This window comes from Streptomyces sp. CA-106110 (assembly GCF_050936285.1).
GTDB lineage: Bacteria > Actinomycetota > Actinomycetes > Streptomycetales > Streptomycetaceae > Streptomyces.
Genome location: NZ_JBNJNB010000001.1, coordinates 2,351,341 through 2,377,278 on the forward strand (window position 1 = coordinate 2,351,341; position 25,938 = coordinate 2,377,278).

Here is a 25,938-nt window from a genome sequence, read left to right on the forward strand (position 1 = left end):
CGGGGGCGCCGCAGTGAGCGCGCGGCGCCCCCGGCCGCGGGGTGGTGCTAGGAAGCGCTCACTCCTTGTCCGCCGAACTCGGCCCAGTTGAGGTTGAACAGGTTGGCGCCGGTCTGGCCGCCCGTGACCGACCGGAACACGAGGTAGACCTTGTGCTTGCCGCCCGGGTCGATGATCGGGAACTTCTGGCTCTCCCAGGTCGACGTGGCACCGGTCGACGTGAGGTTCGCCGTGGTGAGAACCGGCCCGCTCACCGAGTCGAGGTGGACTTCGACGGCGGCCATCGGGCTACCCGCCGGCACCTGCGTCGACGTGCTCGCCACCCGGAACGTCAGCGAGTCGATGCTGTGCAGGTCGAACGGTCCGTTCAGGCCGATCCAGTCGCCGCTGCCGAGGCTGCCGCGGTGCTGGCTGCCGCCGGCCGGGTCGTTCGTCGTGGCGACGTTGGTACCGGACTCCTCCAGGGCGACCTCAGCCTCCTGGCGCTTTTGCCGGAGCTGGTTCTGAGCGACTGTCGTCAGCGCCGGAACGCCGCCGGCTCCGCCCTTATCGGTGTACGAGGCGCTGATGACACCGAACACGTTGCCCCCATGGGACACGTCGTTGGCATCGGTCGCCAGCACACCCGTGCAGCCGTGGGCGCTCTGCTCGGCGTGGCCGTGGGTGTCGTGGCCGAGGACGAACGTCACCTCGACCTTGCTGCAGTCGATCGTCCCGTCCTCGGGATCGGCGACCGTCACCGAGAACGGGATGCTCTCGCCGAAGGAGAACAGGCCGCCGTCGAACGGCGTGTTGACGGTCACGGTGGGCGCGGTGTTGCCGACCGTGATGGTCGTGTTCGCCGAGGCGGACTTGCCGCTGGAGTCGAGCACCGTCAGCTTCGCGGTGTACTGTCCCGGCATCGTGTAGGTGTACTGCGGGTCGGGGTCGATCGAGTCGACGGTTCCGTCACCGTTGAAGTCCCACTCGAACCGGATCGAGTCGCCCACGTCGGGATCCCGCGAACCCGCGCTGGAGAACTGCACGTTCAGCGGTGCGGAGCCGTTCGTCGGCGTCGCCGCAAGCACCGGGATCGGTGCGCGCTTGCCCTTGACGTAATCCCACCGGTACAGGCCGGCATCAGGGTTGCTGTTGAAGAAGCCGTCGCCGTAGCCGAGCAGGTAAAAGTGCCCCTTCCCGTCGAACTGCATGTCCATCGGGTTGTCACACTCGAACGGCTTGCTCGTGTCCGGGACCCGCCTGGTGTTCAGACCGGCACAGTCGAGCAGGTCGTTGATCTTGAACACCCTGCCCTTCGAGTCCAGGCGGACCTCCTTGAGGGTGTCCCGCGTGAACTCGCCCATGAAGACCGCGTTGTCGTAGTACGGCGGCAGCTTCGTCTGATCCGGGTTGTCCGGGTCGAAGTGGTACTTGGCCGCGCCCTGCGGGCCGACACCACCGGTGCCCAGCTCAGGGAACAGCCGCGGGCAGCTGGTGGCACCCGAGCCGTTGTAGTAGGCGAGACACGGCGTACCGATCGGGTTGTCCGCCCGGTTCTCGGGTGTGTACGAGTACCAGATGTCCGGGTTGGTGATCGGCGGACCGTACTCGAGGCCGGGCTCGACGGTGGGTCCGCCGTTGAGGTTCCAACGGGAGTTGTTCTGCGGGCCGTGCTCGGCGTTGTTGCACTCGAACGGCTGCGCAGGACTGTCCAGCGGCGTGGAGGTGTTGAAGTTCCAGCGGTAGTACGGCAGATCCGGCTTCACGCACAGCGGCCAGCCGTAGTTCGCCGGCTTGCGCACGATCTCCACTCGGCCGGTACCGGCCGGCCCGCGGAAGTTCTGCGGAGTCTGCGAGTCGGGCGAGTAGTCGGTGATGTAGGCGACGTCGTTCTCGTCGACCTGGACCCGGAACGGGTTGCGGAAGCCCATCCCGTAGATCTCCGGACGGGTCTTCTCCTTGCCGACCGGGAAGAGGTTGCCCGAGGGCACCGTGTAGGCACCGCCGAACTTGTTCTGGTCGCCGGCGGCGATGTCGCCGTCCTTGACCGTGATGCGCAGGAGCTTGCCGCGCAGGTCATTGGTGTTCTGCGCCGAGCGGCGGGCGTCGACGAACGGGGCGTTGTACTGCCCGGTCGTGGTCATCATGTCGTTGAAGGGAGCGAAGCCCCCGGAGTTGCCGCCGCCGGCCGGGGTGTCGTCGCCGGTGACCATCCACAGGTTGTTGTGCTTGTCGAAGTCGATGTCGCCCGCGACGTGGCAGCAGGCGCCGCGGTTGACCGGAACCCGCATGATCTCCTGCTCGGAGGCGACATCGAGGTGCGCCGGTGTGTCCCCGGCGGCGTCGACGAACTTGAAGCGGGAGAGCTGGAAGTACCCGACCCAGGGATCCCAGACCGACGGTGAGGCCCCGGTGGTCGGTGCGTCCGCCGTCGGAGTCGTCTGCGTGACGACCTCACCCGTCGACAGCTTCACGTCCTTCACGGTGGGAGGCGCGTAGTAGAGGTAGACCCAGTGGTTGGTCTTGAAGTCGTTGTCGATCCCCGGCCCGTACATGCCGTCTTCGCTGTTCTGGTAGACCGGGATCTGGGCCAGCACGGTGGTCTTGTTCGACTCGGGGTCGTGCAGCCGGACGCTGCCGCGGCGGTCGGTCTGGAGGGTCCGACCGTCGGGAAGAACGTCGAAGCCGATCGGCTCGCCCAGGTTCGGCGGGGCTGCTACGGCCGTCTGCTGGTAGTTGGACAGCACCGTCGCGCCGCAGTCGGAGTACACCGGGTCGGCCTGCCCGGCCGCCCACTTGATCGCGCCACCGAGGTGCGAGCGCATGTCGCCCTCGCGGAAGCTGCCTGCGGTGTTGCCGAGCGCGGTGTAGAAGGAGCGGCCTCCCTCAAAGTCCTTGCACCAGGTGACCGGGTGGTCGGCCCCCATCGTGCCGCCCTTGATGCCGGTGAGCGTCTCACCCGACGGCTGCTGCTTGAAGGTGTCCTCGACGACGGTGGCCAGGACATGGCTCTTGCCACGCACATTGGACTTGAAGTTGTACCAGGCGTCGGAACGGGTCCAGTACTCCGGCAGGTTCTTGGACGCCTCGTGGACGCGGTCTGCGACCTTGATGGTGCCGGGCTGCACGTCGGTCCGGCCGGATGCCCGGGTGCCGAGGACGTCGGACAGGAATTTCCAGTCGGGCTGGGCTTCGATCGCCGAGCCGATGGCGACGAGGCCGCCGCCCGCGCGGTAGTACGCCTCGAAGGCGTCCTGCTGGGCGGTGGTGAGCACGTCGCCGTTGGTGTTGAGGAAGACGACGGCGCGGTACTGCTTGAGGTGCTCTTCATCGAACTTGCGGGCGTCGTCGGTCACTTGAACCGCGAACCGGAGTTGATCGCCCAGCTGTCTTATGGCGTCCACCCCGGCGTTGGTCACCGACGGGTGTGCCTCCGTGGATTTCGTGAAGACCAGGACTCTGTACTGATTGCCGGAGCTCTCCGGCGCCGCAGCGTCCGGTGGGGACGCCGCAGCCGGGACGGACGCCGATGCCAAACCGATCAGCATGCTGCCCACGAGTGCGAGCAGCGCGCCGAACACGGTGAGGCGGCGGCGAAAGGCAATGCGCATGGAACCTCCTCAGGGGTACGCCAGACCAACGGGCCGTCGTGCGGAGACGGCCCGGCCGGGAAGGGGTGCGGGGGGTATGCGCCGGAATGTTCAGAAAGAGGTGGACAGGCGATCGATCGCAGCGGTGCGAGCGGGACGGGGACGGCGTGACGGCAGGTGCGTGTACTACGTCGAGCTGCGCATCAGTGCCCACCGGGATCGCTGGTGAGCGACTGGCTCGGTCTCCGAGTTCTTGCGCGGATCGTATAGCCACGAATGCGCCAAAGAAAGACTCTGTTACGCAAAAGTTTCAGGCAACAGGTCCGAACTTTTGCTCAGACAAGTCAAAGTCCGCTGACGAAGAGAAGAACGCCGTTGCCCAGCCAGCGATCTCCGGCGGCACATCACCGACGTACTGGCGATCAAGCCCGGCAATCGCCGCCGCCCGCCAGTACCAAGCACGCAGCAGACGCCTCCGCGTACCCGCAAACACGTTGAGGACGTAGACGGGACTGCGGTCCGGCTAGTAGGACTCCGTTAAGTTGTGGTGGATCTTGCTGGCTGCTGTCTGATTCGGGATCAGGGCAGGGGCTGGTGGCAGGTGGTGCACACGCCGGTCCAGCAGTTCAGCAGGTCTTGGAGGGCATCGAGGATCTGGTAGAGGGTGAGGCCGGTGTGCGGGCTTTTGGGGCCATCCGCTGCTCGGTGAGGAAGACGTGGGCGGCGGTGACCAGGGTGACGTGGTGGTGCCAGCCGGCCCAGGAGCGGCCCTCGAAGTGGTCCAGACCCAGGCCGTGCTTGAGCTCCCGGTAGTCGTGCTCAATCCGCCAAGCTCACTGCACCTATGAATGGGTATCAGGTAGGTGATGTGCCGGTAATCGGGCGTGAGGGGCTGTTGCGGCTGGTCGTGGTGGTCGAGCGGCTGCGGGCCCGGCAAGGTGAAGAGGAGAGCGAGTCGTCGTGGACGACGCAGGGGGCGGCTGCCCCAGAGCCTGACCCGTCAGGGCCTGGGCGAGGGGGTCTGGGCGGGGCTGCCGGAGGTGAACCGGCTGCTGGCGGTGCGGTGGCTTGCGGTGTTGGCGGGCCGGGCTCTGTCGGAGGCGGCAGCTGCACCGTCGGTGAGCGGTAAGGCGGGCCGCGAAACTCGCCTGGATCGCTGCCACCGACCCCCGCCTGCACCGCGCCTGGCGCCTGAAGGAGGCCCTGCGGGCAGTGTTCTCCCTGGCCAAGTCCCGCCCCACCGCCGCCCTGCGGGCACTGGACCGGTGGATCGGCTGGGCCCGCCGCTGCCGCATCGACGTCTTCGTCGACCTCCAGCGCCGTATCCGCCGCCATTACCAGGCGATCCGCGCCGCGCTGACCACCGGCATGAGCAACGGACTGATCGAGTCCACCAACACCAAGACCCGCCTGATCATCCGCAGAGGCTTCGGCTTCCACTCCGCCGACGCCATCATCGCCCTGGTCATGCTCACCCTCGCCGGCCCCCGCCCCCAACTCCCCGGACGCCAACCCGCCTCAGCATGACCCACACGATCTGGAAGGAACTGGACGCAAGTCGAGGACACCGCCACCCGGCGGGGACCGGTGGCGATCAACCGGACGGCGCAGAGCGACGCGGGTGCCGATGGTTCATCCCGATCGGCACCCGCAGTGCTGCTCCTGGTTCCGCGACCCTTCTGCTCCACTTCCACCGCGGTGCCGCTCTCGCGCAGCGCCTTGTCTCGGCGATCTCCTTCATGCTCATCACGGGTGCGCAGGGCACATCCCACTTGCCGTGCAGCATGGTCCACGTCGCCTGGACGTCCTGCCGGGGCCACTCAGCACACGGCGGGCGCTCGCTCCCGCGGCATCCGTCACCGACTCTGCCGGCTCGGCTTCTACGACCCGCGTGCCGTCGCTCGGTGAACGGTCATCTCAATCGCAACGGGCATCAGTGACACCGGGCACAAGCGTCGGCTCGCAGCAGTGTCGTCCGTCAGTCGTCGCTCGGCGAGCGGTCATCTCAGTCGCACCGGGCATCAGTGGCACCGGGCACGAGCGTCGACTCGCGGCAGAGTCGTCCGTCAGCGTCGCCCGGTCAGCGGCATGGTCGGCCAACCCGTCCGCGTCCATCAGACCGGGACAACTCCAGGAGGTCGGATCAGCGGGCCAGCAGACAGGTCCCGACGCCGGCCACGGTGGAGCAGGCCATCACAAGGCACGCGCAGACGGCATGCCTTCTGAGCAGGGTGCGACGCAAGGTGGCGTAGCGGGCCTCGTATTCGCCGCGCAGGCGCTTGGCCCGGTCGGCAGTGGCCTGCAGCGCTTCCCGTGTCAGACCGAGGCGCTGCTCGGTGTAATGGCGGGTCAGATCCTCGGCCTGCCCATGCGTGAGCCAGGGCAGGCGAGCGCAGAGGGCTTCGGCCTCCCGCTGCGCCTGCTCTCGCTCTGCTTGAAGGAGGAGGTAACCCTCGACCTCGTTGGCGAGTGTGCCGCTCTGCCGATCCGGCGGGGCCCCATGACGGCTCGATGACGTCAAGGCCGGCCCCTTTCGCGCCCCGGCGCCTCAATCCCGCGCTTGCCGCGGTAGTCCTGGTAGTCGATCTCCGAAAGGTCGGGGTGATGCAGGTCGAACGCCGGGGATTCGGTGCGGATGCGCGGCAGGGTGTGGAAGTTGTGCCGGGGCGGCGGGCAGGAGGTCGCCCACTCCAGCGAACGGCCGTAGCCCCACGGGTCGTCGACGCCGACCGGCTTGGCGTACTTGGCGGTCTTCCACACGTTGTACAAGAACGGAAGCATGGACAGCCCCAGCAGGAACGATCCGATGGTCGAGACGGTGTTCAGCCAGGTGAAGCCGTCGGCGGCCAGGTAGTCGGCGTACCGGCGGGGCATCCCCTCGGCGCCCAGCCAGTGCTGTACCAGGAACGTCGTGTGGAATCCGATGAACAGCGTCCAGAAAGTGATCTTTCCGAGGCGCTCGTCGAGCATCTTGCCGGTGAACTTCGGCCACCAGAAGTGGAATCCGGCGAACATCGCGAAGACGACGGTGCCGAACACGACGTAGTGGAAGTGCGCCACCACGAAGTAGCTGTCCGAGACGTGGAAGTCCAGGGGCGGCGACGCCAGGATGACACCGGTCAGGCCGCCGAAGAGGAAGGTGACCAGAAAGCCCGTCACCCACAGCATCGGAGTCTCGAAGGACAGCGAGCCCTTCCACATCGTGCCGATCCAGTTGAAGAACTTCACACCGGTCGGAACCGCGATCAGGAACGACATGAAGGAGAAGTACGGCAGCAGCACACCGCCGGTCACGAACATGTGGTGCGCCCACACTGTGACCGACAGGCCCGTGATGGAGATCGTCGCGCCGACCAGGCCCATGTAACCGAACACCGGTTTGCGCGCGAAGACCGGGATGACCTCCGTGACGATGCCGAAGAAGGGCAGCGCGATGATGTAGACCTCGGGATGGCCGAAGAACCAGAAGAGGTGCTGCCACAACAGGGGGCCGCCGTTGGCCGCGGCGAAGACCTGGGCGCCGAACTTGCGGTCCACCTCGAGTGCGAGGAGCGCTGCTGCCAGCACCGGGAAGGCGAACAGCACCAGCACGCTGGTGAGCAGCACGTTCCAGGTGAAGATCGGCATGCGGAACATGGTCATGCCGGGGCAGCGCATGCAGATGACCGTGGTGATGAAGTTGACGGCGCCGAGGATGGTGCCGAAGCCCGAAAGTACGAGGCCCATGATCCACAGGTCGCTGCCGATGCCGATCGAGTGGTGGGCGTCAGTGAGCGGGGAGTAGGCGAACCAGCCGAAGTCGGCCGCGCCCTGGGGGGTGAGGAAGCCGCCGAAGACGGTCAGCGCGCCGAACAGGTACAGCCAGTAGGCGAACATGTTGAGGCGGGGGAAGGCCACGTCGGGGGCGCCGATCTGGAGCGGCATGATCCAGTTCGTGAAGCCGGCGAACAGCGGCGTCGCGAAGAACAGCAGCATGACCGTGCCGTGCATCGTGAACGCCTGGTTGAACTGCTCGTTCGACATGATCTGCAGGCCCGGACGGGCCAGCTCGGCGCGCATGAGCAGGGCCATGACGCCGCCGATGAGGAAGAACGCGAACGACGTGACCAGATACAGCGTGCCGATCGTCTTGTGGTCGGTGGTCGTCGCCCACTTGACCACGACATTGCCGGGCTGCCTGTGCCGGACCGGCATCTCGTTCGCGTATGACTCCGCACCTGATTCGGCACCGTGGGGTTCGTTGAGGATGCTCACAAGTGGGTGTCTCCCGGTACTCTCGGTTCGCGTCGTCAGTCAGCCGCCATCCTGGCTCTGCCAGGGGCAGGGCTGCCTCCCCGATCGACCGGAATACGGCCATTCGGCAGGACGATTCGAGCCCAATGGAGCAACCGGGGTGTGTCGCTGTCGGCCCGATGCGCATGGGTATGGCAGACGTTGCGGCGGCCGATCGGCGCGTGCGTTCCGACACCGACTTCGCTGGTCGCCAGGGTCGGCATCCAAGGGGTTACGGCAAACGTCAGGCATCCGTGAGGGTGTGGCCATGGCGGGAACGTCAGATCTCGAAGAGCGCATCCTCGTGTGCCTGCATCGTCGGATCGAGAACCGCGCGAAGCCGGTCGATGCTGCTGCGCCACTGTCTGCCGTCTCCGGTCTCGCCCCAGAGTTCGGGTAGCTCGGATTCGTCTGCGAGGACTCGGTCCAGGGCCTCGACGGCCAGCCGTCTGAAGTCGGCCGGCAGGACGGGCACCGGCTCGTCAGGACCGTAATGGGGGCTGACCGCCTCGCCCCCTGGGCATTGGGCGGCGACCAAGGCAGCAGCCGCCACGGCCTCCTCGGCGTCGGGGCCCTCGAGGTAATCCTGGTTGCCTACAGTGCGCACCAGAACTCCGCGGATGAGGGCTTCACGCTCTCCTGCGGCAGCATCATCCAGATCGTCGGCGAAGTCCGCGGCCGTGTCGTTGTCGAACGGACCGATGTCCCAGGTACCCATGGCTCCCCTCTCACCTCACTGACCGGGATCTTCGCACGGGTCACTGACATCGGGCCGAAGAGCTCGTGCCGACTGCGCCGAACGACGGGGACGGTCCCAGTGGATCTCCTTGGGAGGCTTGGGTGATCGAGGGGCGGAAGCTTGCGGCACGGGAGGTTTGCATCTCGGGGGGCTCTCAGTGGTCCCGGTCAGCCGGCAGAGCCTCGCACGAACCGACCGAGCGCCTGACCTGTGCGGCTGCGTCGATGGTGACCGCGGCGACGGATTTTCCTCCCGCCGCTGGTCTTGATAAGGACCGAACCCGACCACCACTTCGGAGTATCCGATGTCTGAGTCCACTCTCTTCCAGACCGCTGTCGTCACGGGTGCCAGCCGCGGCTTCGGGCGCGCGATCACCGCCGCATTGGTCGCCGCGGGCACCCGCGTGGTCGGCATCGCCCGCCATGAGCAGGACCTGAACGCCGTACACGACGGCGAGGGCTTCACCCCCGTCGCCGCCGATGCCACCGACGAAGCGCTCGCGCAGGACGTGATCGGCACGCACCGACCCGGCCTGCTCGTCCTCAACGCCGGGGCCGTACCGCACATGGCACCCGTGCACGAGCACACCTGGGAGACCTTCACTCGTAACTGGGACGTCGACACGCGGCACGTGTTCACCTGGACCCGGGCGGCGCTGCGGCAGCCGCTGGCGCCGGGCAGCGTGGTCGTCACGATGTCCAGCGGGGCCGTCCTGGGCGGATCCCCGCTCAGCGGTGGATACGCCAGCGCCAAGGCGGCCATCCGGTACATCCGGGGGTACGCGGCCGACGAGTCGCAGCGGGCCGGCCTGGGCATCCGGTTCGTCACGCTGCTGCCCAACATGACCCCGGCCGGCTGCGTCGGCGCGGTCGCGGTAGCGGGCTACGCCGCACGCCAGGGCGTGGACCGTGACACCTTCGTCAAGGGCAGGGGGCCCGTCCTCACCGCGGACCAGGTCGCCAAGGCCGTCGTGGAGCTCGCCGGGAACCCGGACAGCGCACCGGAGTACCGGGTCGGCGGCGACGGGCTGAGCCCGCTCGGCTGAGCAACGGCTCTACAGTCACCCTCACCGCACCCCCAGGAGATGCCGCGATGCCCTCGAACACCGAATTCGCCGTCGTGCGCGAGCAGTTCCGGCCGGAACTGCTCGCGCACTGCTACCGCATGCTCGGCTCGATCCACGACGCCGAGGACCTGGTGCAGGAGACATACCTGCGCGCGTGGCGGGCGTACGACCGGTTCGAGGGCCGCTCCTCGGTGCGGCGATGGCTCTACACGATCGCCACCAGATCCTGCCTGACGGCGCTGGAGTCGCGCTCCCGACGGCCGCTTCCGTCGAGCCTCGGCGCGCCTGTGGACGATCATCTGGTGGCCATGGCTCCCCGTGAACCGTCCATGGCGTGGCTCCAGCCCGCGCCCGACGCCCTGTTCGGCGGCCATGACCCGGCGGCGGTGGTGGCCGCCAGGACTGGAGTGCGGTTGGCCTTCATCGCCGCGCTCCAGTTCCTGTCCGCCCGGCAGCGGGCCGTGCTGACGCTGCGTGATGTGCTGTCGTTCCGGACCGCCGAGGTCGCCGAGATCCTGGACACGACGACCGCCGCCGTCGACAGCGCGCTGCGCCGCGCCCGGTCCCGCCTGGCCGAGGCCGGACCGGTCGAGGACGACCTGGCCGAACCGACGGAACAGACCCTCCGCGCACTTCTCGACGACTACGTCGACGCGTTCACCCGGGCCGACGCCGACGCGCTGGTGAACCTGCTGCGGGTCGACGTCGAGCTGGAGATGCCGCCGACCCCGACCTGGTTCACCGGACGCCGGGCCGTCGTCGGATTCCTCTCCGCCCGCGTACTCCATCCTGGCCTGTGGCGCATGGCGCCCACCCTCGCCAACGGCCAGCCCGCCCTCGTCGTCCACAAACGCGCGGCCGTCGACCGCTACGAGGCGTACGGAGTCCAGGTCCTGACCCTGATAGGCGCACGGATCAGCCGCATCACGGCGTTCAACGACCCAGGTCTGGTCCCCACGTTCGGCCTCGCGCCCGCGCTCACCACCTGAAACCGCATCAGGAGCCTGGTGGCGGGCCTCCAGGAGAATCTGCGGGCCACAGCGCCAGGCCGGGTCAGGACGCCGTGGCGCTCGTTGCCCGCTCCAGCAGTTCTCGGGCGTCGCGGACGCACCCGTGGTCGGGGCTGAAGAGTTCCGTGAGTGCGGTGATGCCGTCGCGGGCGGCCTGGGCTGCCTCGTCATGGCGTCCGAGGCCCAGGAGAGCCTCCGCCATAGGTACGCCGGCCGTGTGGACCTCGGCGGCATCGAACCGTCGAGAGGTGGTGTAGGCCTCGCGGGCACTGGTCACACAGTCGAGGGCCTCGGCGTAGCGGCCCTGGGCGCTGAGTGCGTGGGCGAGGCTCCACCCTGACGACGACCGGGCGGGCCAGGTCAGTTGGGGGTTCGACGGCTGCTTCGCTCTGCGTCCGTCTGCCGGCATTGCAGTCTGCGGAGGCGGTACTTCGGGCCTACGATCATGGGTGCTTCGGATCAGACGGCGATCGGACGGGTGATGTCGAGATGACCGCAGAAGCGATGGCGATCTTGCAGGCGGCCGGAGCCGAAGAGATCGAGCACCCTGGTGGAACACTGCTGTCGCACCTGCGGCGAGTCAGCGCCCTTCTCGGCTCGTGGGGCGCTCGCCCGGCCTTGGTGTCGGCCGGGCTGTGTCACGCGTTCTACGGGACCGACGGATTCCCGGTCGCGCTGCTGGACCTGGGGCATCGGGCGGAACTGGTCGAGGCGATCGGCGTCGAGGCCGAAGCACTCGTCTACTTCTACGCCTCCTGCGACCGCAAGTCCTCTTACCCGGGGCTGACCCACAACCGTGGCACGTTCGTCGACCGGTTCACCGGCTTTCTCCGAGGATGCCCCGGCCTTCAGGCCGGGGAGGAATCGGACTCCTGCGGAGCAGGGCAGGGACAGCCGGATCGCCGTCAGGGCGATCCGGCGTCCACCCCGCACGGCCGTGATGCCGCCCACAACGGTCAAGAACTCTCAACTGTCAGTCCTCCCAGGTAGGTTCGGATGCATGACGACAGAAGCGACCACGAAGGACACCGGGCATGCCCGGTACACCTTCCGTGTACGCCTGTCGAAGACAGCCCGGCGCGCACTCGAAGCCGAGTGGGATCGCTGCCGCTGGATCTGGAACGAATGCGTGGCCAAGTCCCGGCAGGCCCACGCGCAGAGCAGAGCGGGCGGCGAGAAGTTGACGTGTGGTCCGGCGCAGCTGGACAGGATGCTGACTGAGGCCCGCGGGGTGATGCCGTGGCTGGCCGAGGGTGCCTCGGTGCCGCAGCAGCAGGTGATCCGGGAGTTCGCCAGGTCGAGGGCGAAGGCGCTGAAGGACATCAAGGACGGGCTTGCGCAGCACCGCCGGGCCGGGATGCCCCGCTTCAAGCGCAAGCGGGAGGCCAGGCCGAGCCTCAACTACACCCGGCGCGGCTTCCGCCTCAAGGACGGTCGTCTGCACCTTGCGGGCCAGATCGTGCTGAGCGTGGTGTGGTCGCGGGACCTTCCTGCCGACCCGTCGAGCGTGCGCGTGTACCAGGACACGCTCGGACATTGGTACGCCTCCTTCGTCGCCCCGGCCCAGGTCGAGCCGCTTGTGGAGACCGGCCACGTCCTGGGCGTGGACTGGGGTGTGAAGGAGACCGCGACCACCACCGACGACGCCTACGACCTTCCGCATGCCGAACACGGCAAGCGGTCCGCTCAGCGGCTCGCGAAGTATCAGCGGATGATGGCCCGGCGCCGGCGACCGAAAGGACAGCGTGCATCCACCGGCTACCGGAAGGCGCAGGCACAGGCAGCGAAGCTGCACAAGAAGATCGCGCGGCAGCGTGAGGACACCGGCCGCAAGTGGGCCAAGGCCGTCATGCGCGATCATGACGGGGTGGCGGTGGAGGACTTCAGGCCGAAGTTCCTCGCGAAGACCACCATGGCCCGCAAGGCGGCCGACGCGGCCATCGCGGCGACGAAGCGTGCCCTGGTCGGGATGGGGCGCAAGCACGCACGGGACGTCCGTCTGGTGCACCCGGCGCACACCACGATGGACTGCGCAACGTGCGGGGCGAGAACCAAGCACGCACTCCCTCTCTCGATGAGAACGTATGCCTGCACCGTGTGCGCAGCCGTGTCCCCCAGGGACAAGAACTCCGCCCGCGTGATGCTGGTCCGGGCAGGTTGGAACCCGGACGGTGTCGAGGGCGTAAGACCTCGTGGTCCGCTGGACCAAGAGGCGGCCTGAGCCGTGAATCCCACGCAGCCCTGGAGGGTGGAGAATCCCCTCCCTTCAGGGAGGGGAGCCTTCAACGGTACACGGATGCATCCAAGCCTCGAAGAGCGACGGGACTTCGCCGAACTCACCGCCGCCAACGAGCTGGACATCGTCGCAGTCAGTCCAGAGCTCCGCACTCGCTACGGGGCTGACCTACGTGACCTGTTCACTCGATGGCGGCCGCTGCTGTCCGAGGCGGCCTGGGCGCACTGCCGCAGTGTGCTGGACGAGGCCGAGTAGCGCCGAGCCGGCAGACATAATCGCCTTTCGTGCCCTGCCGAGCGGGAGCTGGTGTTTGCGCGGCGAGTGACTCACGAGGAGCGAAGGCATGGTCGGTCGTCCGAGCACGCGTTGACGTTTGCGGCCGTGAGCGGCTTGTCATCGCGTGCTGCCCTTGATGCGCGGCACAGCGAGCCTTCCTTTCCCGCTGCCTGAATTGGTCGGTGCACCTGTCGTGCGCCGGTTGGCGGGTCTCGTCTTCGGTCATCCGAGGGGTCTCTGTGCCGTCCTCTTCCTCCGCTGTATCCGATTCCGGTCGACCTGTTCCGGCAAGCCTGTGGCGGGACGGCGACTTCCGCAGGCTCTGGCTGGGTCAGACGGCCTCCCAACTGGGCGAACATGCAAGTCTGGTGGTTCTGCCGCTCTTCGCCGTCCTGACGCTCGACGCCGGTGCCGGCCAGTTGGGCGTCCTGCGCGCGGTGGGGCAGGCGCCGATCCTGCTGCTGTCGCTCTTCGCCGGCGTGGGGGTGGACAGATGGCGGACCCGCACGCTGATGGTGCTGACGGACGCCGGTCGGGCCCTGGCACTGGGCGCCGCCGCCGTGGCCGGCCTCCTCGGTGGGCTCGGCCTGCCGGCGCTGCTCATGGTTGCCTTCGCCGTCGGGGCTCTGTCCGTGTTCTTCGACGTGGCATACCAGGCGTCTTTGGTACGGCTGGTGCAGCGCGAGCAGTTGGTACGGGGCAACAGCGCGCTCGAGGGCAGTCGGTCCGCTGCACAGATCGGCGGTCCCGCTCTCGGCGGTGCGTTGGTGTCTGAGCTGTCGGCGCCGATCGCTGCCGCGTCCAGCGCAGTGTTTTTCGCGCTGTCGTTCCTGTCGATCCGACGGATCGGGCGCCGCGAATCCATCCCGGAACGCTCGGAACGTCCTCCCCGGGTCTGGCGGCGGATCCATGAAGGCCTCCGCTTCGTCGCCGGCGACACCTCGCTGCGGACTGTGTGCCTCGCATCAGCCGCCTTCCAGTTCTTCTTCGCGGCTGTGATGACCGTCTATCTGCTGCTCCTGCCACGGGATCTGCACCTGTCAGGCACCGCCGTTGGGCTGGCACTCGCGGCGACGGGGCCGGGCGCGCTCCTGGGCTCGCTGCTGGCCGCCCGCCTACCGAGCCGCTTCGGACATGGTGCCGTGCTCGTGTCCGCGGCAGCACTCGGCGACGGCGTGTTCCTGTTCGTGCCTGCACTGCACGGCACCTCTGTGGTGACGGTTCCCGCGCTCCTTACGGTCAACTTCGTCTTCGGGACCTTCAGCCAGCTGGTGAATGTCACGGTCATGGCCGTCCGGCAGACCGTCACTCCGGACGGGATGCAAGGCCGCGCGGCCGCGACGATCAACTTTGTCGGCACGGGGCTGACCCCGCTCGGTTCGCTGCTCGGCGGCTTTCTCGCGGAAGTGTGGGGGACGCGCACGAGCCTCCTGGTGACAGCCGCAGGCATGCTGCTGTCACCGGCGCTGATGGCCCTGTCCCCACTCGCCCGCCTGGGACGGACGCTTCCCGCCCCGCCGGAGACTCCGGTCCCGTCTGCGTGACGGCTTCTATCGCCGCGAAGAGCCGACACAACTCCGTCAGCGGCCGTGGCCATCACGGAAGCGCGGTCACACCCCCCGATTGGCCACTCTGAGCGTCATAGCCGGCCACAGGGGTGCCCCACCGAAGTTTTCGGCGCCCCGTACCCGCCAGGGCGGGGACACGTCTGAGGCCGTGGTGCAGCTGTGTACCGCGGCTCATATTTGCCCATGCGGGGCGATGGCGAGGACCGCGACATCGTCGAGGCACGCGTGTGCGTGGCGGGGCACGTCGGTGTTGAGGAATTCGATGACATCAATGGGGTCTGGGGCCGGTTTGTCGGCGAATCGATCACGGAGCCGGTCGAGGAGGGGGTAGAAGTCCCCGGCCGGATTGCGGGCCTCGCTCAGCCCGTCGGTGCAGAGCAGCAGGACGTCGCCGCGCGTGAGGCGGTGCGTATAGGCGACAGGAAGTTCAGTGGTCAGAGCGCCGAGGCCGAAAGGCAGCGCGGATGGGCCGATGAGAGCGTTGACTTTGCCGCCGGAGATCAGGACGGGTTCGAGGTGTCCGTGATTGACGATCGTCACGCGTTGAGCGAGAGCGTCGTATTCGATCAGGGCGGCCGTGAGGAACAGTTCGTCGTCGCAGATCGCTTCTGCTTCCAGGGCGATGCTTCGTTCCATGCTGGCGGCGACCTGCCGCAGGTCGCCTCGTTCGTAGATCGCCTGACGGAAGCTGCCGAGGACGTCGGCGACGACGCGCACGGCTTGCAGGCCCTTGCCGCGGACGTCTCCGATGATGGCACGCTCGCCCGCTCGGGTCGCGCGTATGTCGTAGAGGTCGCCGCCGACCATCGTGCCGGACTCGGCGGGACGGTAGAGCCCGGCCGCCCATACGTGGCCGACCTGGTGCGGCACCGGCCGCAGCAGGGTGCGCATCACCGCCTCCTCGACCGGCATGCAATGCTCGCGCACCACGCAGAAGGCAACGATCAAGATCGTGATCAGCGCGAGAGCGATCATCTGCACCACGTGGTTTTCCATGGCCAGACCACCGCCCCCCTTGCTGCGAAACACCGCGATGATCGCCTGGCCCGCCAGGGCCAGAGCTCCCACCGAACCCGTCAGCCAGGACCCCGCGAACATGGCGGTGAAAATGGGCGCGGCGACCAGCAGCGGGCCGAGGTGAATATGCGGGGGCATGTGGATGTCCACCACGGTGATCACCACGATGAACACGAGTGGGATCGCCACCAGCGCACGGTTCCCCCGCCGCGGGTGTGGGAGACCGGTTACCAGGCGCCGCCCAAGGTCCACACCTTCACTGTGCATCCTCCCGAGAGTCGGTGCAGGAGCGCAGACGGTCGGCAACCGACCAGTTGGCACATCTCGGTCCCGTCGTCGCCCCGGTCCCCGACTCCGGCACGACGCTCCCCCGGCCACCTGTGTTCTCTCCCGTTCGCGACGCAGGGTTCAGGCACGGACTGAGCTGAGCGTCAAAAGTGGCCGACAACCACAGAGACCCTCACGGGGCACGGTGGCGGAAAAATCGAACGAATGCCTGAATTTAGCCATGCGACTGTTCCCGAATGACCTCGTCCAGCCGCGACAGGAGTGGCGTTCCACCGGGCGTGGTGGCTGCAGCAGCGAGCGTCGACGTTTCAGTGGGCAGGCCTGCGCCTGTGCGTGCGCTGGATACATGCCAGAAGGTAGAAGCCGGCGAGGCGCCGTCGAATCATTGTCGACGGCGCCCCATCCTGGACGCAGGCTTCGGGTACTGGCCTCACCCTTATCAGCTCGATCCGGGGGAACCGCCGACGTCGACCAGCCGGTGCGGCACCTCGGTTGATCATCCATTGAGGTCCGCCGTCCACAGACGCCGTTCCTGTTCCGGGACGCTGCCGGCGGCCTGTTCGGGCAGTCACTCACCGCGGTCGATGTCCGTGAGCACGGTGCTTTGGTCATCGACTTTCACGATGGTGCCGGGCTCTGGATCGGCCCAGACCCGCAGTTTGAGTCCTGGCACCTGACCGGACGCGGAGTCGACCCGATCACGGTTGGCCCTGGCGGCGAGGACGACTGGGAGCTCTGACGACAGCGAGGCAGAGCTACTGCGCGCGTCCGGCAGTCTGTGGACCCAGCCGCTGAGGTTCAGGGCCTCAGCGATGCGGCGGAACGTTGGTCTTCCCAAGGCCGGCTGTATCGCTCACCAGGGAGACAGCCGGCCTTGGCATCCGACCCGCCGTAGCGGCGGGCGGTGAGCTGTGCGCCGCTACGGCGCTCGTGGAGCACCCCGCCCGGCGTTTCGGACGCCGGGCTCATCACGCCGCCTTCGCCCCCGTCGTCCCCTGGATCGCTCCCCGGGAGCGCAGCCGGGCGACCTCGGCGGGGCCGAAGCCCAGCTCGGCGAGGATCTCGTCGGTGTGCTCGCCCAGGTCCGGTGCCCGCTTCGCCGGCACCTTCGGCACCCCTCGCAGGTTGATCGGGCTGCTGACGGTCTCCTCCAGCTCGCTGACCCCCTCCAGGGGTACGACGATGTCGTTCGCGCGCAGTTGCGGGTCCTGTGCCGCCTTCTCCGGTGTCTGGATGAGGCTGTAGGTGATGCGTTCCCGGTCCAGGGCGTCCTTCCAGTGGGCGAAGGGCCGTGAGCGGAACTCGGCGTCGAGCAGTTCGCTCACCGTGGCGGCGTGCTTGACCAGGCCCTCGACGTCGGCGAAGCGGGGATCCTCGAGAAGCTCGGGGCATCCGATGGCCCGGGTCAGTCCCGGCCAGTGCACGGAGGAGGTGGCCAGCATGAACCACTGGCCGTCCGCCGTCCGGTAGGGGTTGGTCAGCGCGTTCACCGGCGCGTTCCGGTCGTGCAGTTCGAACGATGTGCCGCCGGCGAGCGCGCCGGCCACGAGCGTTCCCGTGGCCCAGACGCCCGTCGCGAGCAGCGACGTACCGACACTGGCTCCTTGCCCCGTCTGCTCGCGGCGGTACAGGGCCGTCACGATCGCCGCGTAGATCGCGATCGCCGACGTGTAGTCGCCGCTGCCCCAGACCGGCACCGTCGGCGGGGCTCCCGCGTCCCGGGTGGAGGCCAGCAGCCCGCTGCGCGACCAGTAGGCGGTCAGGTCGAAGCCCGGTTGCCCCGCGTCGGGTCCGGCATCCCCGAAGCCCGTGATGTCGGCGTGGATGACCCTCGGGTTCCAGCTCGAGACCTGCTCGTAGTCGAGGTGCAGCTTCTCGCGCGTGCCGTGCGGGAAGTTGGTGATCACCACGTCGGCCCATTCGACGAGGCGCTTCAGGACTTCTGTGGTCGCCGGGGACTTCAGGTCGATCGCCATGCCGCGCTTGTTGCGGTTGGCCAGGTGCCAGCCGTAGTTGGCCTGTGCCCGGGGGCTGGGCGGGACGAAGCTCAGCCGTCGCTGGGGATCGCCCTGCCCGGGTGGCTCGATCTTGATGACGTCCGCTCCGAAGTCGGAGAGCACGGTGGCCGCGGCCGGTGCCGCGATGAAGCTCGACGCGTCGAGGACCTTCAGGCCGGTGAAAACGGATTCGGTGGTCATTGCGTTCACCCCACGAAGGCGCTGTGGCCGGTGATGGACTTGCCGACGATGAGTGTCTGCATCTGGTGTGTGCCCTCGTAGGAGTAGAGGGCTTCGGCGTCGGAGAAGAACCGGGCGACGTCGTAGTCGAGGAGGATGCCGTTGCCGCCGAAGAGTTCGCGGCACCAGCCGACGACCTCGCGCATACGGGCCGCGACGTACTCCTTGGCCAGCGCGGAGTGTTCATCGCGGAAAATGCCCTGGTCCTGCAGCCGGGCGAGTTGTATCAGCATGCCCCAGGAGGCGGTGATGTTGCCGAGGCTCTTCACCAGCAGGTCCTGCACCATCTGGAACTTGGCGATGGGGCGGCCGAAGGCGATGCGTTCCTTGGCGTAGTCGAGCGCGAGTTCGTAGGCGCCGATCATGACACCGAGGGCTTGCCAGGCGACTCCGCTGCGGGTCTGGCGCAGGACCTCGGCGACGTCGCGGAAGCCCTTGATGTTCTGCAGCCGGTTCGCCTCCGGCACGTGCACGTCGGTCAGGGTGATCTCGGCGTTCTGCACGATCCGCAGTGCGATCTTGCCTTCGATCTTCTCGGGTTTGAAGCCGGGGGTGCCCTTTTCGACGACGAAGGCCTTCACCTTGTTGTCGTCGACGTCCCGGGCGAAGACCACGACGTAGTCGGCGAAGGTGGCGTTGCCTATCCACTTCTTGGCGCCGTTGATGATCCAGGTGTCGCCCTCGCGCTTGGCGGTGGTGCGCATGCCGCCGGAGACGTCGGAGCCGCCGAGCGGTTCGGTCAGGGCGAAGGCGCCGATCTTCTCCATCGTGGCCATGGCGGGCAGGAACCTGTCGCGCTGTTCCTGGTCGCCGCCGTAGTAGATGGAGTAGAAACCGAGCCCGTTGTGGACGCCGAAGAAGGTGGCGACCGAGGCGTCGACGCGGCCCAGCTCCGTGGCGAGCATGCCGCCGAGCAGGTGGCTGGTGGCCGCCTTGTGCTCGCCGTAGCCCTCGTAGGCCAGGGCGGCCAGTCCGCTGCCGCGGAACTTCTCGATCAGTTCGACAGGGAACTCGGCCTTGCCCCAGTACTCGTTGACCAGCGGCTTGACCTCTTTGCGCAGGAAGGTGCGGGCCGTGAGGAGAATGTCGCGCTCGTCGTCCGAGAGCAGTGTCTGGTAGCGGTAGAAGTCGGCGGTCAGCAGGTCGTCCAGCGGCGCGACGGGGGTGGTGACGGGGGTGGTGACGGTCATCTCAGTGCTCCTTGTTGTGCTGGTTGCGGCGGACGTCTTCCAGGGCGGACAGGACAGCGAGTTGCCCGCGGTCACGGGCTTCGGCGAGGTCGGCGTAGGGGGTTGAGGTGTATGCCTGCTCCACCGCTTGGACGACTCGCTCCCGGTCCTCGGGGTCCTGTGAGGGCTCGCCGAGGGACATCTGCTGCAGGGACGAGCCGATGTGCTCGGTGATGTGGCGGTAGCCGCCGGGGCCTCCGCCCAGGTGCGCGCCCAGGAACGGACCGACCGTCGCCCAGCGGATGCCGAGCGAGTGGGTCACGACGGTGTCCAGGTCCTCGGGGGTCACCACGCCCTGCTGGACGAGGTAGACAGCCTGGCGGCTGAGCGCGTTCTGGAGGCGGTTGCCCACGAACCCGGGGATCTCCTGGCGTTCGACGACGGGCGTGCGGCCGACGGCGGTGTAGAAGTCGACGGCCGCCTGCACGGATTCCTCGGTGGTGCGTTCGCCGGGTACGACCTCGACGAGCGGCAGCAGGTGGGGCGGGTTGAAGGGGTGCCCGATGAGGATGCGACCCGCGTCTTCGAGCTCCGTGGTGAAGGCGGTCGCCGGGATCGCCGACGACGAGCTCAGCAGCAGCGCGTGCCCGGGAGCCTCCCGGACCAGCTGGGCGAACAGTTCCTTCTTGAACTCGACGCGCTCGGGCCCGTTCTCCTGGACGACGTCCGCGTCCCGGACTGCTTCGGTGATGTCGGCCGCGAGGTGTACGCGGTCGGCGAGGCCGTCGATGTCCAGGCCCTGCGCGGCCAGGTGCGGGCCGAACGCGGCGAGCGCCTCGGCGACCGCCTCCGGCAGATCGGGACGGGGATCGCTGACATGGACGGTCAGGCCGTGTGCGGCGAACAGCGCCGTCCACGACAGTCCGATGGTGCCCGCTCCGATCACGGCGGCGGTACGGATGGGGTGCGTCACTGCGCGTCTCCCTTCAGGTGGTCGAAGACCGGCTCTACGGGGGCGAGGGCCAGGTCGGTGAGGATGTGGCCGGCGGAGAAGACCTCGAGTACGGGCTGGTCGGCCGGCGGGGCGAGGACGTGGGCGAAGAGCTGGAGCCGTGCGGGGCCTGTGCAGGCCTCCTTGACGACCACGTCGGTGATCTCGGTGCGCACCAGCTCCTGGACGCGCATGTCGAGGTACTCGCGGTCGGTGAAGCAAGGGACTGTCGGCGCATACGCCGGGCTGGTCAGCGGGGTGGTCATGTGCCGCCGGACGTCGTCGATCCGCATGTCACCGCCCCGTCCACTGCGGGGCACGGCGCTCGGCGAAGGCGGTCATGCCCTCGCGGACGTCGGCCGAGGCCATCAGCTCGGCCATCACCGTGCGCTGCGCGGCGAAGGCGTCGGCCTCGGGCGCGCCGTCCGCGGCCCGTACGACCGCCTTCACTGCGGCCAGCGCGAGCGGGGCGTTCGCCGCGAGCTGCTCGGCGAGCAGGAGGGATGCCTCCACTGCCTGACCGGCGGGCACGACCCGGTTGGCCAGGCCCAGTTCGCCTGCCCGTCGGCCGCTCACCGGCTCGCCGGTCAGCAGGAACTCCATCGCGAGGTGGTACGGGATGCGCCGGGGCAGCCGGATCACTCCGCCACCGGCGGCGATCAGTCCCCGCTTGACCTCCGGCAGACCGAAGTGCGCATCCTCGGCGGCCACGATCAGGTCGCAGGCCAGGGCCAGTTCGAAACCGCCCCCCACGGCCCAGCCCTCGACGGCGGCGATCAGCGGCTTCGTCCGCTCTGCCTCGGTCACGCCACCGAATCCGCGTCCCGGGATGTTCGGGGACTCGCCGCGCAGGGCGGCCTTGAGGTCCATGCCGGCGCTGAAGGTGCCGCCGGCACCGGTCAGTACGCCGGCCCGGAGACCCTGGTCGGTCTCCAGCTCGTCCAGTGCCTCGGCCAGGAGTGCGGCGACCGCGGCGTTCACGGAGTTGCGTGCTTGTGGGCGCTCGATCGTGATCAGCAGGGTGGTGCCCGCCCGGCGGGTGCAGACGTCGGTGGTGCTCATGGCTCGCTTCTCTCGAAGAGGTACAGGGGACTGGGGGTTCAGCGGTCGGACAGTTCGGCGAGGACCTCGGCGGTGTCCTGGCCCGGCACCGGAGCAAGGCGGCGGATCGAACCGGGCGTCGCGGAGAACCGCACCGGGATCCCGATCGCGCGGATCGGTCCCTCGGTCGGGTGGACGACCGTCTCCAGCAGGTGGCCGTCACGGACGTAGGGGTCCTCGTGGGCGTGCTCCAGCTCCAGCACGGGAGCCATCGGGATGCTGTGCTTGGCGCACACCTCCGCCCACTCCTCCGTGGTCAGCGTCGGCGCGCACTCGTCGACCAGCCCGGCCAGGGCGTCGAGGTCGGCCATGTCGATGACCTGCCCGTTGACCCGGGGGTCCGCGGCGAGGTCCGGTCGCCCGGCGGCGACGAAGAAGTCGCGGAAGTTCTGCGGGGTGTAGGGGACGAGGCAGGCGAGACCGTCCTTGGTGCGCCGCGCCCGGTGCTCCTTCGACATCGACCTGGGGTGGCCCGTGGGACCCGTCACCGGCTCGAACTCGTGCCCTGCCAGGTGCTCGACCAGGTTGAACGCGAGCAGCGTGTCGGTCATCGGGACCTCGATGTGCTGGCCCTGCCCGGTGCAGCAGCGGTGCAGCAGGGCGGCGAGCACGCTGTAGACGATGGTCAGTGCGGAGACCTTGTCCCCGATGATCGTCGGCAGGTAGACCGGCGTGCCCAGCGCGCGATGGGTGATGTCGACCAGCCCGGAGGCGGCCTGCACGGTCTCGTCGTAGGCGGCGTTTCCGGCCTGGTCGGACTCGCTGCGGAAGCCCTGGCCGTGGGCGTAGACCAGGCCCGGGTTGCGCGCGGCGACGTCCGCATAGGTCAGGTGCAGCCGATGCAGCGCGGCCGATCGCATGTTGGTGATCAGCACGTCCGCCGTGTCGATCATCTTCAGGGCCTGCTCATGCTGCGCCGGGTCCTTGAGATCGAGGGCAACACTGCGCTTGTTGCGGTTGACGTTCAGGCTCAGCGCGGTCATACCCGGCGTGACCTGATACCGGCCCACCCGGACGGTGTCGGAGGGCGACTCGATCTTGATCACGTCGGCGCCGAGATCACCCAGGATCTGGGCCGCGTAGGGACCCATCACCACGGTGGACAGGTCGATCACCCGAACTCCGTCGAGCGGTCCGGCGACGAAGGATTCCGCCATTGTCCCATTCCCTTAGCATCGCGTCTTTTTGCCTCTGATACGCAACGCTAAATGAGGAGACACGGGAGACGGAATTATCAAAATGGGAACGGCGGCTTGACCGCAGCGGTCACACCGCTGATCAAAGCGCCTCCGAGCTGCACTTTTCGGGGATTCACTCCACGGTCAAAAGCTCATCGAAAATCTCGCGCGCGGCGGCGACGAGGTTCTTGAGGTCACCGTCTCCACGGTCGCGACGCCATACCAGGGCGGTTTCCAGCCGGGGGTGGAAGTCCGTGAACGGCAGCACCGTCACGTTCTCCAGCTGATATCCGTGGATCGGATTTTCCGGGGCAAGAATGGAAATACAGAAGGCCATGCCACCGGAAATCACTTCGGCCACCCCGTTGTAACCGGTGTCGGTGAGTTCCAGGCGATTGCGGACACCGGCCTCCGCCAGCGCGTGATCGAGGACGTCGAAATACGCGAGCCTCACCTCTTTGGGCGGGGCGACGAACGCAAGGTCCGCCAGATCGGCGAGGGCGACGGAGTCCCGCCCGGCGAACCGGTCGGCCGGCACCGCCGCACCCATGCGCTCCGACATCACGCCCACCTGCTCCAGAGCCGGGTCGCTGAACGGCAGCCGGGCCAGTGCGAGCGCAAGCCTGCCGTCGCGGACGCCGGCCACCAGGGCATGAGAGTTGCCGGGCCAGCGCTGGAGCTCGAACCGCTCCCGTACCTGTTCGGTGAGTGTGCCGACCCGCGACCGAAGTTCGGGGTGCAGTCCCGGGGGTATGCCGATGAGCACGGTGCTGCGCTGCACCCGGGTCGCCTCACGCAGTCGCCACGGGATGGAGCTGAACTCGTCGAGGACATCGCGCGCGATCGGAAGGAGCGCCGAACCGGCCGGGGTGAGCGTGACGCGGCGCGTGTCGCGGTCGAACAGCTGCTGTCCGAGTTCGCGCTCCAAGTCCCTGATGCGCTGACTCAAAGGGGACGTCGCCATGTGGAGCCGTCGGGCTGCAGCCGAGAAGTTCAGCTCCTCGGCGACCGCGACGAAGTAGCGCAGGTGCAGCATTTCCACGTCTTCAACGGTAATCCCGCTCCGCCGGCGGGGCTGGTCCGCTCACGACGGTGACCGGCGGCCGTGGCCTGGCTCTGGACCGGTCAGTGCGGCTGGACGCGGCCGTCCTCGACACAGAGATCGACGGCGCCGGTCGGCTGGAGCCGGAGTCGTCCGGGACGATCGAGCGGTTCGGCCGGCTCTTCGCCGTCACCGCTCGTGCGGGACCCATGGGGCGACGTCCGGGCCGCCGTACCGGCGCTGCGTGCCGTCGGCGGCGCTGCGAACGTCGCCATGGTGCGGCGTACGGGCGGCACAGGGCCCCGGACACCTGGGGCCGCGACGCCACGAAGGCCGCCGTGGATCGCCCTCGTCCTCGTCCTCGCCGTCGCCATCGCCATCGCCATCGCCATCGACTACGGCGTAGGCCATCTGGTTGTCTGCGCGGCCGATCGTCTCCATGGCATGTCAGCCGAGCGGATCGGGCTTGCCACGCAGGGTGGCCAGGACCGAGGCGTACATACGTGCCTTGATGGTGCCGAGGGTGTCGCCCGCCTTGCCGACCTGCGCCTCGGCGACCTTGACGGCCGTGGAACGCACAGCGTCCTCGTCCACCGCCCAGTCGACGATGCCGACCTCCTCGGCTTCCGACCCGCCGTAGCGGCGGCCGGTGACCATGGCCTCGTGCGCGGTCTGCGGCGCCAGCCGGGAGCGGATCAGGGCGGACATGCCGGGCGTGAAGGGGATGTTGATGTCGGCCTCGGGCAGACACCAGAAGCCGCGGTCGGCGCGCATGACACGGAAGTCGTGCGCGAGGGAGAACATCGCTCCGGCGGCGAAGGTGTGCCCCTGCAGGGCGGCCACGGTGATCACCGGCAGAGACAGCACGCGGGCGAAGAGGGCATGGACGGAGCTGCGGTAGCTCTCTTGCTGGTCCTCGTGGGCGCCCAGCCACTCCAGGTCCAGGCCGTTGGAGTAGAACTTGCCCGTCGCGGCGGTCACCAGGGCACGCGGCCCTTCTGCCTTCTCCACCTCGCTCAGGGCGGCGTCGACGGCAGCGATCCAGTCCGGGTGGAAGCGGTTCTCACCGTCGCCGAGATCGAGGACGAAGACGTTGTTGTCGTGGCGGTCAAGGGTAGGCATGTGCGCTCCTGGGGTTGTGCTGACCTCAGGTCCGGTCGGACCTCGCTGATTCAAGCCTGTCTGCCTCCGGCGCGGAATGGAATTACCGATTTGCCCCAATTGGTGTGACCGCAGCAGTCACACCCGAATCCGTCGATCAACTTGCACGTGCGGTGGTCCAGTGGCCGCGCACGGTTGACGCCTGCCAATGGGCGGCCGCTTTCGCCCGGCTGTGCCATGCCGGCGCGTCTCTATGGTCACGCGGTACGACATGCCGGCGCGTCTCTATGGTCACGCGGTACGAGGTCTGATTCACACAGCTACCGCGGCAGCCCGACTTGGAATCGTCAGCCCACGATCATGCAGGCCATCCGACAGTTCCGGCCACCGGCTCAATAGATCCACCACATCAAATGGACCAGCCCCCATCCACCGAGCACCAGGAGCATCCCCGTCGCAAGCGACGGCCCCCCATGCGTAGCGCGGCTTGAGTACGGGCGGCTCGCCGGCATCGGGAGCCACACATCGTTCGAGCCACAGGAAGGTGAAGAATCCGAACCCGGTGATCAGGCAGATGGCGAACCATACGCCGCGATTCTTCACCCGCATGTACCTGCGCGGCAGCGCATAGGCGGCGGTCAGCAGGGCCACGCCCGTGCCGGACGGGTTCGGCCTCGATGAGGACGAGGGCTGATGATCTATCGCGGCGAGGGTCGAGCATTCTCAGTGAAGGTTGCGTGGCCGGACCGCCGCCTACCGCAGGCGGCGTCCCTCGGGTACGGGGCGGCCGGTGTGTTACCAGCCCGTCTGGGGTTCGCCCAGTGCCAGTTCCGAGTCGCGCAGCCATGCCTGGCCGGCCGGGCTCCAGGCGACGCGGGAGCCGACGGAGACCCAGACCCCGAACTCACCGGGGGCCGCTCGGCGTGCTGCTCGGTCCAAACGCTGTTCAGACAGAGCTGGACGCCGCAGCCTTTGAAATCGGACAGGCCCCGCCAGCCGCAGTCCCAGCTGACGTTCATGGTCAGTGGCCCGAGTGCGGAGACCATCCGCTCCAGTTCCTCCTCGGTGCAGTCATCCT

At 68.1% G+C, this 25,938-nt stretch carries 22 protein-coding genes and 3 pseudogenes; 8 read left to right on the top strand and 17 right to left on the bottom strand.

All coding sequences use genetic code 11. The annotated features are described in order from the left end of the window. Nucleotides 1-47: 47 nt before the first annotated feature. Together ACQEXA_RS10860 and ACQEXA_RS10865 are read right to left on the bottom strand one after the other, a co-directional pair. Complete coding sequence (locus ACQEXA_RS10860; RefSeq protein WP_433129561.1) at nt 48-3,590, bottom strand: ThuA domain-containing protein; 3,543 nt, start codon at nt 3,588-3,590, stop codon at nt 48-50. 605 nt (nt 3,591-4,195) lie between these two features. Further along, nucleotides 4,196-4,399 (bottom strand): annotated as a pseudogene (locus tag ACQEXA_RS10865) (IS701 family transposase); the annotation flags it as partial. A gap of 298 nt (nt 4,400-4,697) precedes the next feature. Here ACQEXA_RS10865 and ACQEXA_RS10870 point away from each other — a divergent pair. After that, a pseudogene (locus ACQEXA_RS10870) lies at nt 4,698-5,096 on the top strand (ISL3 family transposase); the annotation flags it as partial. 616 nt (nt 5,097-5,712) lie between these two features. On the opposite strand, the gene ACQEXA_RS10875 reads toward ACQEXA_RS10870, so the two are convergent. The 3 genes from ACQEXA_RS10875 to ACQEXA_RS10885 all read right to left on the bottom strand — a co-directional run bounded on the left by ACQEXA_RS10875 (nt 5,713) and on the right by ACQEXA_RS10885 (nt 8,559). Continuing rightward, nucleotides 5,713-6,090 carry a hypothetical protein gene (locus tag ACQEXA_RS10875; RefSeq protein ID WP_359403878.1) on the bottom strand — a complete coding sequence of 126 codons (378 nt, stop codon included), beginning with the start codon at nt 6,088-6,090 and terminating at the stop codon, nt 5,713-5,715. Beyond that, a complete protein-coding gene (gene ctaD / locus ACQEXA_RS10880; protein WP_432935070.1) occupies nt 6,087-7,823 on the bottom strand; it encodes an aa3-type cytochrome oxidase subunit I in 1,737 nt (578 codons plus the stop codon). The genes ACQEXA_RS10875 and ctaD overlap by 4 nt, the downstream gene beginning before the upstream one ends. Nucleotides 7,824-8,121: 298 nt before the next feature. Then, complete coding sequence (locus tag ACQEXA_RS10885) at nt 8,122-8,559, bottom strand: DUF4259 domain-containing protein (RefSeq protein ID WP_432935069.1); 438 nt, start codon at nt 8,557-8,559, stop codon at nt 8,122-8,124. A gap of 325 nt (nt 8,560-8,884) precedes the next feature. Between ACQEXA_RS10885 and ACQEXA_RS10890 the strand changes: the two genes are divergently transcribed. Together ACQEXA_RS10890 and ACQEXA_RS10895 are read left to right on the top strand one after the other, a co-directional pair. Beyond that, a complete protein-coding gene (locus tag ACQEXA_RS10890) occupies nt 8,885-9,625 on the top strand; it encodes an SDR family oxidoreductase (protein WP_432935068.1) in 741 nt (246 codons plus the stop codon). Between the two features lie 47 nt (nt 9,626-9,672). Continuing rightward, nucleotides 9,673-10,635: an RNA polymerase subunit sigma-70 gene (locus ACQEXA_RS10895; protein ID WP_433129563.1), complete on the top strand. Its 963-nt coding sequence runs from the start codon at nt 9,673-9,675 to the stop codon at nt 10,633-10,635. A gap of 64 nt (nt 10,636-10,699) precedes the next feature. Here ACQEXA_RS10895 and ACQEXA_RS10900 read toward each other — a convergent pair whose 3' ends face one another. Beyond that, complete coding sequence (locus tag ACQEXA_RS10900) at nt 10,700-11,065, bottom strand: hypothetical protein (RefSeq protein WP_432935066.1); 366 nt, start codon at nt 11,063-11,065, stop codon at nt 10,700-10,702. An 80-nt stretch (nt 11,066-11,145) separates the two neighbouring features. Here ACQEXA_RS10900 and ACQEXA_RS10905 point away from each other — a divergent pair, with 80 nt between their 5' ends. The 4 genes from ACQEXA_RS10905 to ACQEXA_RS10920 all read left to right on the top strand — a co-directional run bounded on the left by ACQEXA_RS10905 (nt 11,146) and on the right by ACQEXA_RS10920 (nt 14,712). Then, the gene (locus ACQEXA_RS10905) at nt 11,146-11,646 is read left to right on the top strand and encodes a DUF6817 domain-containing protein (protein ID WP_433129565.1); all 501 of its coding nucleotides are present in this window, start codon (nt 11,146-11,148) and stop codon (nt 11,644-11,646) included. Between the two features lie 10 nt (nt 11,647-11,656). After that, nucleotides 11,657-12,877 (top strand): RNA-guided endonuclease InsQ/TnpB family protein, encoded by a 1,221-nt coding sequence (locus ACQEXA_RS10910; protein WP_433129567.1) that lies wholly within the window; start codon nt 11,657-11,659, stop codon nt 12,875-12,877. Nucleotides 12,878-12,952: 75 nt separating this feature from the next. Continuing rightward, complete coding sequence (locus tag ACQEXA_RS10915) at nt 12,953-13,147, top strand: hypothetical protein (protein WP_432935064.1); 195 nt, start codon at nt 12,953-12,955, stop codon at nt 13,145-13,147. A 260-nt stretch (nt 13,148-13,407) separates the two neighbouring features. Continuing rightward, on the top strand, nt 13,408-14,712 hold the full coding sequence (locus ACQEXA_RS10920) for an MFS transporter (RefSeq protein WP_432935063.1): 1,305 nt from the start codon (nt 13,408-13,410) through the stop codon (nt 14,710-14,712). A 195-nt stretch (nt 14,713-14,907) separates the two neighbouring features. Here the strand turns inward: ACQEXA_RS10920 and ACQEXA_RS10925 are convergent, their stop codons facing one another. Then, the gene (locus ACQEXA_RS10925) at nt 14,908-15,942 is read right to left on the bottom strand and encodes a PP2C family protein-serine/threonine phosphatase (RefSeq protein ID WP_432935062.1); all 1,035 of its coding nucleotides are present in this window, start codon (nt 15,940-15,942) and stop codon (nt 14,908-14,910) included. Between the two features lie 631 nt (nt 15,943-16,573). Between ACQEXA_RS10925 and ACQEXA_RS10930 the strand changes: the two genes are divergently transcribed. After that, nucleotides 16,574-16,780: a DUF6188 family protein gene (locus ACQEXA_RS10930; protein ID WP_433134513.1), complete on the top strand. Its 207-nt coding sequence runs from the start codon at nt 16,574-16,576 to the stop codon at nt 16,778-16,780. A 229-nt stretch (nt 16,781-17,009) separates the two neighbouring features. Here ACQEXA_RS10930 and ACQEXA_RS10935 read toward each other — a convergent pair whose 3' ends face one another. The 10 genes and pseudogenes from ACQEXA_RS10935 to ACQEXA_RS10980 all read right to left on the bottom strand — a co-directional run bounded on the left by ACQEXA_RS10935 (nt 17,010) and on the right by ACQEXA_RS10980 (nt 25,799). Beyond that, the gene (locus ACQEXA_RS10935) at nt 17,010-18,239 is read right to left on the bottom strand and encodes a CaiB/BaiF CoA transferase family protein (RefSeq protein ID WP_432935061.1); all 1,230 of its coding nucleotides are present in this window, start codon (nt 18,237-18,239) and stop codon (nt 17,010-17,012) included. A gap of 5 nt (nt 18,240-18,244) precedes the next feature. Further along, nucleotides 18,245-19,468, bottom strand: coding sequence for an acyl-CoA dehydrogenase family protein (locus ACQEXA_RS10940; protein ID WP_432935060.1), 1,224 nt, complete (start codon nt 19,466-19,468; stop codon nt 18,245-18,247). Between the two features lies 1 nt (nt 19,469). Further along, nucleotides 19,470-20,420 (bottom strand): 3-hydroxyacyl-CoA dehydrogenase NAD-binding domain-containing protein, encoded by a 951-nt coding sequence (locus ACQEXA_RS10945; protein ID WP_432935059.1) that lies wholly within the window; start codon nt 20,418-20,420, stop codon nt 19,470-19,472. Next, nucleotides 20,417-20,629, bottom strand: a pseudogene (locus ACQEXA_RS10950) (acetoacetate decarboxylase family protein); the annotation flags it as partial. The gene ACQEXA_RS10945 and the pseudogene ACQEXA_RS10950, both read right to left, overlap by 4 nt. A 103-nt stretch (nt 20,630-20,732) precedes the next feature. Next, the gene (locus ACQEXA_RS10955) at nt 20,733-21,500 is read right to left on the bottom strand and encodes a crotonase/enoyl-CoA hydratase family protein (RefSeq protein WP_432935058.1); all 768 of its coding nucleotides are present in this window, start codon (nt 21,498-21,500) and stop codon (nt 20,733-20,735) included. Between the two features lie 38 nt (nt 21,501-21,538). Further along, nucleotides 21,539-22,696, bottom strand: a complete 1,158-nt coding sequence (locus ACQEXA_RS10960; RefSeq protein WP_432935057.1) for a CaiB/BaiF CoA transferase family protein — start codon at nt 22,694-22,696, stop codon at nt 21,539-21,541. A gap of 154 nt (nt 22,697-22,850) precedes the next feature. Then, the gene (locus tag ACQEXA_RS10965; protein WP_432939756.1) at nt 22,851-23,753 is read right to left on the bottom strand and encodes a LysR family transcriptional regulator; all 903 of its coding nucleotides are present in this window, start codon (nt 23,751-23,753) and stop codon (nt 22,851-22,853) included. Between the two features lie 453 nt (nt 23,754-24,206). Further along, nucleotides 24,207-24,881 (bottom strand): enoyl-CoA hydratase-related protein, encoded by a 675-nt coding sequence (locus ACQEXA_RS10970; RefSeq protein WP_432935056.1) that lies wholly within the window; start codon nt 24,879-24,881, stop codon nt 24,207-24,209. A gap of 291 nt (nt 24,882-25,172) precedes the next feature. After that, complete coding sequence (locus ACQEXA_RS10975) at nt 25,173-25,511, bottom strand: hypothetical protein (protein ID WP_432935055.1); 339 nt, start codon at nt 25,509-25,511, stop codon at nt 25,173-25,175. 144 nt (nt 25,512-25,655) lie between these two features. Continuing rightward, complete coding sequence (locus tag ACQEXA_RS10980; RefSeq protein ID WP_432935054.1) at nt 25,656-25,799, bottom strand: hypothetical protein; 144 nt, start codon at nt 25,797-25,799, stop codon at nt 25,656-25,658. Nucleotides 25,800-25,938: the final 139 nt, after the last annotated feature.